The following is an 11,632-nucleotide window of genomic DNA, read 5'->3' as shown; positions in this document are numbered from 1 at the left end:
CCACCGACGGCACGCCCCCTGCCTCCACGCCGGCCCAGGAGCCCGCCTCCGCCGCGACCCGCGCTCCCGAACCCGCTTCAGGGCAGCCCGCCGCGGAGTCCGAGATGTCCGCTGAGCCGGAGCCCGAGCCGCAGCCCGCGACGTCCAGCGAGTCCTCGTCCGGGCCGGGCGGGCCGGCGCGTAAGGAGAGCCGGCGGGTGCTGGGCGCGCGGATCGTGGCGGCCGCGGCCGGTGGGTTCGCGCTGTTCCTCGCGTTCCCGCCGCTCGACTGGTGGCTGTGCGCGCCGCTCGGCATCGGCCTGATCGCCGCCTCCATCCACGGCACCCGTCCCCGCCGCGCCGCCTGGATCGGCTACCTGGCGGCGGCGGTGTTCCTGCTGCCCACCGTCGCCTGGGTGCGCACGATCGGCGACGACGTGTGGATCATGCTGGTCGCCACCGAGAGCTTCTTCTACGCCGCCATGGCCGCGCTGGCGGCGCTGGTGTTCCGGCTGCGCGCCTGGCCGCTGTGGTTCGGCGGCCTGTGGATGCTCATGGAGTGGGCGCGCGGCCTGGTGCCCATCGGCGGGTTCCCGTGGGCGCGGGCGGCCTTCAGCCAGGGCGAGTCGCTGTTCACGCCGTACGCCGCGCTCGGCGGCGCGCCGCTGGTGTCGTTCGCGGTCACGCTGTGCGGCGCGCTGCTGGCGTACGCGGTGCTCAACCGGCCCGCGCGGGCGGTGGCCAGGGCCGTGCCGGTCGGGCTGGCGGTGGCCGTGCCCGTGCTGGGGCTCGCGGTGCCGAGGTTCGGCGACGAGGGCCGCTCGATCAACGTCGGCGTCGTGCAGGGCAACGTCCCCGGCCGCGGCATGTACGCGCTCGGCGACGAGCCCGCCGTCGTGCTGCGCAACCACGCCAACGAGACCAAGCGCCTGGCCCAGGCCGTACGCGACGGCAAGCTGCCCAAGCCCGACATCGTGGTCCTGCCGGAGAACTCCACCGACATCGACCCCTACCGCGACCCGTACGCCCGCCAGATCATCCACGACTCCGTGCAGGACGTCGGCGTGCCCACCCTGGTCGGGGCGGTCGTGGCCATCGGCGACGAGAACCGCGCCACCCGCAGCCTCGTCTGGGACCCGGTCACCGGCCCCGGCGCCTACTACGACAAGCAGCACCTGGTGCCGTTCGGGGAGTACACCCCGTTCAAGGAGATCGTGCTGGCGCTGTGGGAGCGGGCCGGCCTCGTCGGCCGCCAGTCGATCGCCGGCACCGAGCCGGGCGACCTGAAGATGGGGCCGGTCACCGTCGGCGCCGTCAACTGCTACGAGGTCGCCTACGACGACACCGTGCGCGGCACCGTGCGCGCCGGCGGCACTCCGCTGGTCGTGCAGACCAACAACGCCAGCTACGCCCTGTCCAACCTGCCGTCCCAGCAGCTAGCCATGTCGAAGCTGCGCGCGGTCGAGCACAACAGGGCGGTGGTCACCGCCGCCACGACCGGGATCTCCGCCTACGTGACGCCTGAGGGTAAGGTCTCCTGGCAGACTCGCGAGCTTGTCGCTGACATGAACGTGGTCAAGGTGCCCGTACGCACACAGGAGACAATCGCCACAAAGGTGGGCGCTCTTCCTGAATGGGCATTGATGGTGATGGGAGCGGCGGCGGCCGGGTTCGCCGCGTGGCGTGGCAGGCGGCGAGGCGATCGGATGAGGAACGACGGATGATGGAGAGTCTCGGCCGGGTGCTCGTCGTCGTGCCGACGTACAACGAGCGCGACAACCTGCCGGCGATCGTCCAGCGCGTACGCGCGGCCGTGCCCGAGGCCCATGTGCTGGTCGCCGACGACAACAGCCCCGACGGCACCGGCGAGGTGGCCGACACCCTCGCCGCCGGCGACGAGCAGGTGCACGTGCTGCACCGGCCGGGCAAGCAGGGGCTGGGCGCCGCCTACATCGCCGGGTTCCGCTGGGGGCTCGACGAGGGCTTCGACGTCCTGGTCGAGATGGACGCCGACGGCTCGCACCAGCCGGAGGAGCTGCCGAAGCTGCTCGAGGCGCTGGCCGAGGGAGCCGACCTCGCCATCGGCTCCCGCTACGTGCCCGGCGGCAAGGTCGTCAACTGGCCGCAGCGGCGCGAGCTGCTGTCCAAGGGCGCCAACATCTACACGCGGGTGATGCTCGGCCTGCCGGTCCGCGACGCGACCGCGGGCTTTCGCGCCTACCGCGCGGCCACGCTGGAGAAGGTGGGCCTCGCCGGCGTCGAGTCGCAGGGCTACTGCTTCCAGGTGGACCTCACGCTGCGCACGTCCCGCCACGGGCTGCGGGTGGTGGAGGTGCCGATCACGTTCGTGGAGCGGACGGTCGGCAAGAGCAAGATGAGCGGCAAGGTCATGTCCGAGGCGCTGTGGCGGATCGGCATGTGGGGCGTCACCGGGCTCCCGAAGCGCCTCAAGGGCGGCGGCCCCCGCGACTAGCGACGCCCGTCCGGGCGTGGGGAACGGCGGCGCGCGACTGGCGGCGTCCGCCCGGCGCTCGAAGGACGGCGGCGTGCGGACGGCGGCGTCCGCCCGGCGCTTCCAAGGACGGTGGCGCGCGGTCGGCGGCGTGTGGACCGGCGTTCGAGGATGGTGGAGTGCCTTCGGCGGAACGCTTCGAGGGCGCCGGGCGTTGTCCAGTGCAGTGACGCGTGTGCGGAATCGAGGGTTGAAACGATGCGGCTGCTGCTATTCCTGGCCTTCCTGGTCATCCCCGTCCTGGAGATCTGGCTGCTGATCCAGGTCGGTCAGGTGATCGGCGGGCCGGCCACGATCGCCCTGCTCATCGCCGACAGCCTGCTGGGCGCGTGGCTGGTGCGCCGCGAGGGCCGGCGGGCGTGGCGGGCGCTGCAGGAGGCCGTGCAGAGCGGGCGCATGCCCGACCGCGAGCTGGCCGACGGCGGCATCATCCTGGTCGGCGGCACGCTGCTGCTGGCGCCCGGGTTCTTCCTCGACGTGTTCGGGCTGCTGTGCCTGATCCCGGTGACCCGGCCGATGATGCGCCGCCTCGGGGCGTGGTTCTTCGAGCGCCGGATCAAGCGCTTGGCGCAGTCGTCCCCGTACGCGAACCTCTTCCCGCCCGGCGGCTTCCCCCGCCCCGACGCGGCCCACCACGACCCCCGCCACGACCCCCGCAACGACGCCCGCGACGAGGGCCGTGACCCACGCGCGCCGCAGGGCGGCCGGGTGGTGCACGGCGAGGTCATCCGCGAGGACCGCGACTCCTGAAGCGCGCACAGAGAAACCCCCGGGCCTGAGCCCGGGGGTTTTCACCGTGAGAGGAAATCAGGCGCTCTTACGACGCTGAGCCCGCAGAACGGCGAGCCGCTCGTTGAGCACCTCCTCGAGATCTTCTATGGACCGTCGCTCCAAGAGCATGTCCCAATGTGTCCGCGGGGGCTTGGTCTTCTTCGACTCCGGCTGCTCGCCGTCCACCCGCAGCGCGGTCGCGCCGCACATGCGGCACTCCCAGCTCGCGGGAATCTCGGCCTCGGCGGCAAGCGGAACCTCGAAGCGATGGCCCTTCGGACAGGTGTACGACACCTCCTGGCGCGGGGCCAGATCCGTGTTACGGTCGTTCTCGTAGCTGGTTGCCCCGAGCCGGGTGCCACGAAGCGCGCGCTCGCCCATGTTTAAATGCCTCCTACAGGGCCCCCTTGCGTGGGGGGTCTGTCTCCCACGGTGTCTAACGCTTGGTACCGTGATGGGATTCCCACCCGCGGGGTGATCCAATCGCGCTTGGGGCCTCGGTTCTTCGCGTGATCGCCGATCAGGCCCGTAGCCTGCGGGAATCCCGGGGCATGCGCGGCGCGGGGGGCATATTTCCGGATTTTGTGTCTGTACGAAGTCGCCTACCCGGGTCCGGAAAGCTCCGTGACGGTCAGACGCCGGTCACTCCGTCGACCATCTCGCGCACCATGTCGAGGTGCCCGTTGTGCCGGGCGGTCTCTTCGATGAGATGCATCAGCACCCAGCGCAGCGTCACGTGCTCCTTGCCGCGGCCGGCCCACTTGGCCCGGTCGTCCAGGTCGTGGGCGGCGACCAGCTCGCGATAGCGGGCGCACTGCGTCTCGTACTCCGCGAGCAGCTGCGCGATCGGCATCTCCACGGCGATGCGCATCTCGCGGTCGGGGTCCTCGTCGGTCCACGGGCCCTGGTCGTCCTCGCCGAGGAACACCACCTGGAACCAGAAATACTCGACCCAGCGGACGTGGTTCACCAGGCCGGACATCGTCATCAGCGGCGACGTCGGCAGCGGCGCGTGGCGCGCGTCCTCCTCCGCCAGGCCCTCGCACTTGGCGTGCACGGTGGCCCTGGCGTAGTCGAGGAACGTGGTGAGCGTGGCGCGCTCGTCCCACGCCGGGGGAGTGTCGGTGCGGTTCATGCCCGGCATGATGCTGGGCGTCTTGTACCGGTGTCGACTGGTTTATCCGTCAGCGCCGCTGGGGACGGCACGGCGGCGGCGTATCCGCTCGGCGTCGGGCCAGCGTACGTCGCTCGCCCAGCCCAGCCGCTCGAACAGCCGGATCAGCCCGCCCGACGGGTCAACCTGGCCGCGGTCGAGGCCGTGACGGGCGCAGGACGGGTCGCTGTGGTGGCCGTTGTGCCAGCTCTCGCCGAACGACAGCAGCGCCAGCGGCCACAGGTTCGTCGCGCGGTCGTGGCGGCGGGTGCGGAACGGGCGGCTGCCGATGACGTGACACAGGGAGTTGACGCTCCACGTGACGTGCTGGAGCAGCGCGACCCGGATCAGACCGGCCCACAGGAAGGCGGTCAGGCCGCCGTACAGGGTGCCGGTGATCGCCCAGCCGGCCAGGAACGGCAGCGCCAGCGACACCGCGCACAAGGCCGGGAACCAGCGCGCCACCCGCCGCATCGCTGGGTCTGCCAGCAGGTCGGGCGCGTACCGGGAGGCCGGCGTGTCGTCGTCCTCGAACAACCAGCCCAGGTGCGCGTGCACGAGCCCGCGCAGCTGGCCGAACAGGCCGGTGCCGTACCGGTACGGGGAGTGCGGATCGCCAGGCTCGTCGGTGAAGGCGTGGTGGCGGCGGTGCACGGCCACCCAGTCGATGACGTTCCCCTGGAAGCCCATCGACCCGGCGACCGCCAGCGCCACCCGCAGCCACGGCCGGGCCGTGAAGGAGCCGTGCGTCAGCAGCCGGTGGAACCCGACCGTCACGCCGAGGCCGGTCACCACGTACAGGACGGCGGCCAGCAGCAGATCGGTGAGCGAGACCCCGCGCCCCCACGCCAGAACGATCACCACACCGAGGGCGATGAACGGCGCGATCACGATGGCGCCGGTCAGCATCACCTGGAGCGGGCGGGCCGGCGTGTGCTCACCGGCGTCGGGGAACGGTGAGCTGCCGTCGTAGTCCTGGCGGCGTCTCACCGGTGGTTCTGTAACAGGCATGAAGTCTCTTCCGTCTCGTCTCGCTCATACGACGCGTCGGTGCACGTGGCACCAGCGCCAGGTCTCTCCGGGCGTCAGCGATGCGGCGACCGGATGGTCGGTCTCGCGGTAGTGCGCCCTGGAGTCGGCAGGGCAGGCCACCCAGCCGCAGCTCAGGCAGACCAGCAGCCGAGGCCATGGCCGTCCCGCCGCCAGGCACTGTGCGCATTCCCGCTTCCCCGGTTCGGGGGCGGGGAGCCCGTCCACGTGGTCACAGCGCGGGGTCCGGCCGTTCCTGCGGGCGCTTGGCCGCACCTGCGTGCCCAAGGGCATCCTCGACCGCCTCACGGTGTGCTCGTCGCCGGACCCTCAGTCAATGCGCCGCGGCGATCAGGGGAAACAGGCGATGCGCGCAAGGCTCATCTTGTTTCGCGATAACGGCTGCTCTACGACGGCCGGTCGTCCGCCGCCGGGCTTGCGTGCGCCGTCTCCAGCCAGCCGAGCCTGCCCGCCAGCCGCCTGGCGATGTCGAGGACCGCGGCGACGTGTGGCGAAGGGCCGGCCGCCGGCCACAGCAGCGACCACGGGTAGTGGGCGGCCGGCTCTGACAGGGGCCGCCAGACGGTGCCCGGCGGGTTGGAGGAGCGGAACGACGACGGCAGGCAGAAGACGCAGCGGTGCCCCAGCACCAGGTCAGCGGCGGCCCGCGTGCTCTCGACGGTCCCCTCGTACGGGATGGGGGTGAAGCCCGCCGACCGGCACAGCTCCGCCACGAACGCGTTCAGCTCGGGCGTCTGGCCCTCCTCGCCGAACAGCAGCCGCTCATCGGCCAGCGCCGCCACCGGAACGGTCGCCAGCGCCGCGAGCGCGTGCCGCTCGGGCAGCAGGACGCCGATCGGGTCGAGCCTGACCAGCTCGGACGCCACCCCGGGCACCTGCTGCGCGGCCCAGCCGATGCCGACGTCCAGGCGGCCGTCGGCCAGCTGCTTGAACTGCTCCGGCGTGCCGGCCTCGACCTGATGGATCCTCAGCCCGGGATGGCGGCGCTGCACCTCACGCAGGATCTGCGGCATCGCGTCGTAGCCGGCGTCCACGATGCCGGCCCGCAGCGGGGGAGAGGGCGTCGCGGCGTCGCGCGCGGCGCGTACGGCCCGGCCGACCTGGTCGAGCACGCGGCGGGCCTCGGCCAGGAAGGCGGCTCCCGCCGGAGTGAGCGCGACGTGGTGGGTGCTGCGCTCCAGCAGCTGCACGCCCAGCTCGCGTTCGAGCCGCTGAATCTGCTGGCTCAGCGCGGACTGCACGATGTGCTCGCGAGCCGCGGCCCTGCCGAAGTGCAGCTCCTCGGCCAGCGTGACGAAATAGCGCAACTGGCGTAGCTCCATGCGGCCACCCCCTCCCTTCGGGCGGCATGTCACCTCCACCTTAGATTCGCTCGCCCGTCCGGGACCACGACCGGCGCCGGGTGGCGAAATCTTCGCCGGTGTCGGCGGAGATAGACTGGTTTTCGATCGGGTAAGCGAAATCGCCTGAGAAACGTTCACCCACGACCGTCTGGACTATTCATGGAGGAAGAGATGGCCGATGTGGACGTGTGGGTCTATGCGCTGTCCGGCGCGGGGAAAGACCAGCGGGTGACCGTGCATCTCTCCGGTGGGCAGTCGCTGAAGGGGGCGGTCGTCGAGCTGGATCGCTCGCGCAACACGGTCGTGCTCGACGAATACGCCCAGGGGTCCGCGTCCACGCGGCACGAGTCGCCGGTGCACACGATCCTGCTGACCGCCGTGCAGGCCGTCACCGTGCACAAGGAGGAATAGCGCGGGTTTGGAGCGCGGGTGGGGGCGTGGTAGACTGACTGATGTTGCAGTTGTTGTACCCATAAGAAGACTTTGTGCGCGTCTGGCAGAGTTTCGCCAGGCGCGTTTTTGTTTCCCGGTCATCTCCGGATGGGCTTTCATCGCGGCGACACGGCGATCCGCGCGGTGCGGATCGCGTCCCTGCACATCTCAGAAGGAGATCGACATGGCTTCCGGAACCGTCAAGTGGTTCAACTCCGAAAAGGGCTTCGGCTTCATCGAGCAGGACGGCGGCGGCGCCGACGTCTTCGCCCACTACTCCAACATCGTCAGCAACGGTGGCTACCGTGAGCTGCACGAGGGCCAGAAGGTGTCGTTCGACGTCGTGCAGGGCCAGAAGGGCCCGCAGGCGGAGAACATCGTCGCCGCCTGACCCGGCAGACATCCACGGGCCGGGCCCGCACCCTTCCGAGGGCGCGGGCCCGGCCTGTTTTTTGTGGCGTGGTCTGTTCGGGGCTGCGGGTTCGGCGTGCGCATGTAGATGGTGCGGGCCCGGCCCGTTCCTTCCAGGGTGTGGATCCGGCTGCTTCTTCGAGGGCGCAGGTCCGGCTGGTGCCCTCTAAGGGCTGGCCTGTCTCCCTGCCACCGTCGGTCGTCTCCCGTGCGAGTTCGGTCTGCACCTGCTTCTTCTGTCTGCCGTCGGCGGCTTCCATGTGCGGCCTCCAGGAGCCCTTCTTCGGGGCTCTTCCACGGTGTGGGACCGTGAGTGGCGGGGGGTGGGCGGCGTAGGGTGGGAGGTCTGGGATATCTCGCATGCCGGCAGCCGCGTCGGCGTCGCCCCGGCCACAGCCGGCCTTCGACCGCCGGAGACAGGCGGCACACCGATGCCGAACCGCCGCTCACCGACCGCCTCCCTCATCTCCCTCCGACCGGCCCGGCTGTTCCTCGAACCCACCCTGACCCGCGACGGGACGCTCGACGGCGCCTGGTGGCCGCACAGCACCGACCTCCGGCGCGAGCTGCCCGCATTCGTCCGCGCTCTTGAAGATCGGATCGGGCCCGTGCTGCGGGTGGGGCTCGACACTCAGGCATGGGACGAGGTGCCGGCCCACCTGGTCGTAGACGGACGGTTCGTACGGATCAGCGGTCATCCGGCCACCCCGCACACCATCCGCGTGATCCGCGGCGGCCAGGACGGCTTCCTGCTGCTGGTCGTCCCACCTGACACCACCGGCTCTGTCGCCGCGAGCGCGATGGCAACCGCCGCCCGCACCGGCAACACGCTGTCGGCCCACGACATCCTCGCCACCCCTGGGACGCTCCCGCCGGACGCGGAGTGGCGAATGCGCCGCTACCGCGACTCGGACAGAGCGGCCGTCGACGCCCTCGCTCTCTCGCCCGCCCCCGCCCCAGCCGTTGCCGACGCCTGCGAGCCGTCCGGGCTTGCGGGTGTGCTCGGCGGGCGGCATGTGGCAGGGACGGCTTATGAGGAGCCGGAGATTCATGTGCTGGAGGGGCCGGGCGGGCGGGTGCTGGGGGCGGTGGCCCATGCGTTGCGGCGGGATCGTGCGGCCGGGCGGATTCTGTGGTTGCTCGGGGGCGAGGTGCCGGAGGTCGTTGCGGCGCTCGTCCGGCGCGCTCTGAACGGGATGGGCGGCGTGCCCGTGCATGCCTTCACCGACGAGCCGGGCGGGCGGCCGGGGACTGCCCCGGCGGCTCTGCCTGCGGGGCGGCGGGCCGTCACGCTCGCGGTGCTCGAACGGGAGGGGTTCGTCGCCAGGGACTCGTGGCGGCATCTGCGGCGGACGTCGCCGTGCGCGCCGGGCGCGGGGCCGTACCCGATGGTCGATGTGGTCGTCAGCGGGACGCCGCGGGGCTGGTGGCTCAAGGCCCGCGGCGATGAGGCGGCGGCCGCGCTGGTCGCTCAGGAGCCGGTCGGCGGGCGCGGCGTCGTGTGGTGGCTCGGCGCCGACGCCGGGCACGCCGACCCCGACCTCGAACGGGCGCTCCTGCTGCGCGCCGACGCCCTCCTGACCGAGCACGGGGCCCGCGAGACGGTCCTGTACGCGGCCGGCGACCCCGAGCCCTCGTGGGAGCTGTTCACCGCCGCCGGCTTCACCGAGATCGACCGCCTGGTCTCCTTCACACGCCCGGCCACCTCGGCGGGAGCGCCCGCGGGCCATCCGGCCTTCGTCCGGGCCGCCGCCTCCCCGTCCGCCGCCTCCCCGTCCGCCGATCGCCCGTCCTCCACGCGTCCGCCCGCCTCCGCGTCCTCGCCCGCTGATCGGTCGTTCTTTGCGCGGCCGGTTGCTCCGGCGAGCGCGACTGGTGATCGTTCGTTCCTGCCATAAGCGAAGGGGTGCCTGTCATCGCCTGTTGTTCCGTCTCCCCGTCCGCCCCCTGTCCGCCCGACCAGCCCGTACGTCCGGCGTGCCGGCATGTGAGCGAGGCGAAGCTGACCGGGGGGCGGTTGCCGGCCGCGGCCGCTGCCCGGTGGGTGTGTCCGCATGGGACATCCGCCGCCCAGGGGTGTGTCACCTGCTATGACGACAGTTCCGAGGCCGGGTCCGGGGCGCCGGTCTGGGAGCTGGCGGTGTGGTTCACCTCCGAGCGGCCCATGCCGATCGCGGCGCTGAAGGACGTGCGGCGGCACGGTGGACGGTTCGCGCTCGATCAGCCGTCCACGCCGCTGGTTTACCTGCTCAGCGGCCAGGTGCGGGCGGCCACCGCCGCGCAGGCCGTCGCGGGGCTCGTCGGGTTTCTGCTGGCCAACAGGCATGTCGTGGACGCGTTCGTGGTGACGGAGATGCGGGCGGTGCACAGGACGGTCGCGGGAAGCGGGCCAACAGCGGGTCAAAGTCTCATGGTGTGAGAGTCGTGGCCGGTCCCGGGGGAAGCGCATCCCTTGAGGGCCGGACACCTCGTGGGGAGGGGCGCCGTGCGGGAATCTGGCATGGGGTTCGTCCTGGTCGGCTACGACGAGTCGCCGGGGAGCGAGCAGGCGCTGCGGTGGGCGGTGGAGGAGGCGCGGCTGCGCGGGCTGGCCGTGGTGGTGTGTCACGCCTGGAACTGGCCGTATCCGCTGCGTGCGGTCAGCCGGGCGTTGCTCGCCGAGGTCGAGCGGGTCGCCGCCGGGGTCGTGGAGGACGGCGTACGGCGGGTGCGTGCGCTGGGCGGGGTGCCGGACGTCCGGCCGCTGCTGGTCAAGCGGCCCGCCTCCGCGGTGCTGCTGGAGGCCGCGGCGGAGGCGGAGCTGGTGGTGCTGGGGTCGCGCGGGGTGGGCGGGTTCGAGGATCTCAGGGTGGGCTCGGCGGCCGTCCAGGTGCCCGCGCACAGCCCCACGCCCGTCATCGTCGTCCGCCCCGACGACCATGCCGACGACCATGCCGACGACCATGCCGATGACCCGCCCGGCACCCGTCCCGATGAGGACGCACGCTCCGATGAGGGGGCCGGCGGTGGGCGGATCGTGGTGGGGGTGGACGGGTCGCCGGCCAGCCTGGCGGCGTTCGGGTTCGCGGTGCGTGAGGCGGCGCTGCGGGACGGGGTCGTGGAGGCGGTGTGCGGCTGGTGGGACCCGTGCGCGTGGCAGGGGCACGAGGAGCCGTTCGTGGACACCGCACGGATGCGGGCCGAGGCGGAGTCGGGCTTCAGGGACGTCGTAGGCCGCCTGGCCGGCTGCGGGCCCGACGTGCCCGTGACGGCCACCTTCGAGGCCGAGCGGCCGCCCAGGATGATCGTGGAGTCGGCCAAGGGCGCGACGCTGCTCGTCGTGGGCCGCAGCCACAGGCAGGCGGGCGTGCTGGTCGGGCCCGTACTCCAGGCGGCGCTGGCCGAAGTGCGCTGCCCGGTCGCCGTGACCCCACCGCCGAGCTGAGCCGGACGGGGCGATAACGTCCCGATGAGTGGATTTGATACCTATTTCCCCAAAAGGTGACGTGTATCACGCAACTTCACTGGTCTTGCTTGCGTCCTACCTGACATCGTGTTGATCTCTTATGTGAAAGGACACTCGTTGGGCAAGCTCAAGAAGACCGCGGCCGTGGCATTCGGCCTGGCGGCCGCACTCGCCGGGACGATCGCCACCAGCGGCCCCGCCATGGCGGCGGACACGCCGATCGCGGCCTGCGGCGGCGGCAGCTACCACGTGATCGACAGCCACGCCCTCGGGTCCAGCGCCGTCGTCTACCTCCTCTACAACGGCTCCACCAACTGCGTGGTGACCTGGAAGACGGGCGCCAGGGGCAACAGCACCTGGGTCGAGGCGCGCGTTCGCCACGACCACATGTACTTCAATGTGGACGAAGGCAACTTCAAGTACTACGCGGGACCGGCCAAGGCGACGGGCGCCGCGGGCAGCTGCATCATGTGGGGCGGCTCGTACGGCAGCCAGTCCTACCTCAGCGGGTGGGAGCACTGCGGCTGACCGGCTGA

Annotated in this window: 14 protein-coding genes; 9 read left to right on the top strand and 5 right to left on the bottom strand. The window is 71.7% G+C overall.

Features of this window, described 5'->3' with window-relative positions:
* Positions 1-104 precede the first annotated feature (104 nt).
* From lnt to AB0K18_RS38645, 3 genes are all read left to right on the top strand, one after another.
* The gene (lnt, locus tag AB0K18_RS38655; RefSeq protein ID WP_364925096.1) at positions 105-1,703 is read left to right on the top strand and encodes an apolipoprotein N-acyltransferase; all 1,599 of its coding nucleotides are present in this window, start codon (positions 105-107) and stop codon (positions 1,701-1,703) included.
* Positions 1,700-2,452: a polyprenol monophosphomannose synthase gene (locus AB0K18_RS38650; protein ID WP_364925093.1), complete on the top strand. Its 753-nt coding sequence runs from the start codon at positions 1,700-1,702 to the stop codon at positions 2,450-2,452. The genes lnt and AB0K18_RS38650 overlap by 4 nt, the downstream gene beginning before the upstream one ends.
* Before the next feature lie 237 nt (positions 2,453-2,689).
* Complete coding sequence (locus AB0K18_RS38645; protein WP_364925091.1) at positions 2,690-3,241, top strand: FxsA family protein; 552 nt, start codon at positions 2,690-2,692, stop codon at positions 3,239-3,241.
* Between the two features lie 57 nt (positions 3,242-3,298).
* On the opposite strand, the gene AB0K18_RS38640 is transcribed toward AB0K18_RS38645, so the two are convergent.
* From AB0K18_RS38640 to AB0K18_RS38620, 5 genes are all read right to left on the bottom strand, one after another.
* Positions 3,299-3,643, bottom strand: a complete 345-nt coding sequence (locus AB0K18_RS38640; protein WP_345403653.1) for an RNA polymerase-binding protein RbpA — start codon at positions 3,641-3,643, stop codon at positions 3,299-3,301.
* Between the two features lie 250 nt (positions 3,644-3,893).
* Positions 3,894-4,397 carry a DinB family protein gene (locus AB0K18_RS38635; RefSeq protein ID WP_364925087.1) on the bottom strand — a complete coding sequence of 168 codons (504 nt, stop codon included), beginning with the start codon at positions 4,395-4,397 and terminating at the stop codon, positions 3,894-3,896.
* A 42-nt stretch (positions 4,398-4,439) separates the two neighbouring features.
* Positions 4,440-5,405, bottom strand: coding sequence for a fatty acid desaturase (locus AB0K18_RS38630; RefSeq protein ID WP_364925084.1), 966 nt, complete (start codon positions 5,403-5,405; stop codon positions 4,440-4,442).
* 45 nt (positions 5,406-5,450) lie between these two features.
* Complete coding sequence (locus AB0K18_RS38625) at positions 5,451-5,738, bottom strand: UBP-type zinc finger domain-containing protein (RefSeq protein ID WP_364925081.1); 288 nt, start codon at positions 5,736-5,738, stop codon at positions 5,451-5,453.
* A 113-nt stretch (positions 5,739-5,851) separates the two neighbouring features.
* Positions 5,852-6,787 carry a LysR substrate-binding domain-containing protein gene (locus AB0K18_RS38620; RefSeq protein WP_364925079.1) on the bottom strand — a complete coding sequence of 312 codons (936 nt, stop codon included), beginning with the start codon at positions 6,785-6,787 and terminating at the stop codon, positions 5,852-5,854.
* A 180-nt stretch (positions 6,788-6,967) separates the two neighbouring features.
* Between AB0K18_RS38620 and AB0K18_RS38615 the strand changes: the two genes are divergently transcribed.
* The 6 genes from AB0K18_RS38615 to AB0K18_RS38590 all read left to right on the top strand — a co-directional run bounded on the left by AB0K18_RS38615 (position 6,968) and on the right by AB0K18_RS38590 (position 11,624).
* Positions 6,968-7,219 carry a hypothetical protein gene (locus AB0K18_RS38615; protein WP_364925076.1) on the top strand — a complete coding sequence of 84 codons (252 nt, stop codon included), beginning with the start codon at positions 6,968-6,970 and terminating at the stop codon, positions 7,217-7,219.
* A gap of 205 nt (positions 7,220-7,424) precedes the next feature.
* Positions 7,425-7,631 (top strand): cold-shock protein, encoded by a 207-nt coding sequence (locus tag AB0K18_RS38610; protein ID WP_355422459.1) that lies wholly within the window; start codon positions 7,425-7,427, stop codon positions 7,629-7,631.
* A 451-nt stretch (positions 7,632-8,082) separates the two neighbouring features.
* On the top strand, positions 8,083-9,549 hold the full coding sequence (locus AB0K18_RS38605; protein ID WP_364925073.1) for a DUF5994 family protein: 1,467 nt from the start codon (positions 8,083-8,085) through the stop codon (positions 9,547-9,549).
* 242 nt (positions 9,550-9,791) lie between these two features.
* Positions 9,792-10,070, top strand: a complete 279-nt coding sequence (locus AB0K18_RS38600) for a hypothetical protein (protein WP_364925070.1) — start codon at positions 9,792-9,794, stop codon at positions 10,068-10,070.
* Between the two features lie 66 nt (positions 10,071-10,136).
* A complete protein-coding gene (locus AB0K18_RS38595; protein WP_364925067.1) occupies positions 10,137-11,075 on the top strand; it encodes a universal stress protein in 939 nt (312 codons plus the stop codon).
* A 138-nt stretch (positions 11,076-11,213) separates the two neighbouring features.
* Positions 11,214-11,624 carry a hypothetical protein gene (locus AB0K18_RS38590; protein ID WP_364925064.1) on the top strand — a complete coding sequence of 137 codons (411 nt, stop codon included), beginning with the start codon at positions 11,214-11,216 and terminating at the stop codon, positions 11,622-11,624.
* The last annotated feature ends 8 nt before the right edge of the window (positions 11,625-11,632 follow it).

It is taken from the genome of Nonomuraea sp. NPDC049421, from assembly GCF_040677005.1.
GTDB lineage: Bacteria > Actinomycetota > Actinomycetes > Streptosporangiales > Streptosporangiaceae > Nonomuraea > Nonomuraea salmonea.
The sequence above is the reverse complement of the archived record's forward strand: the minus strand, read 5'-3'. Positions and strand labels throughout refer to the sequence as shown.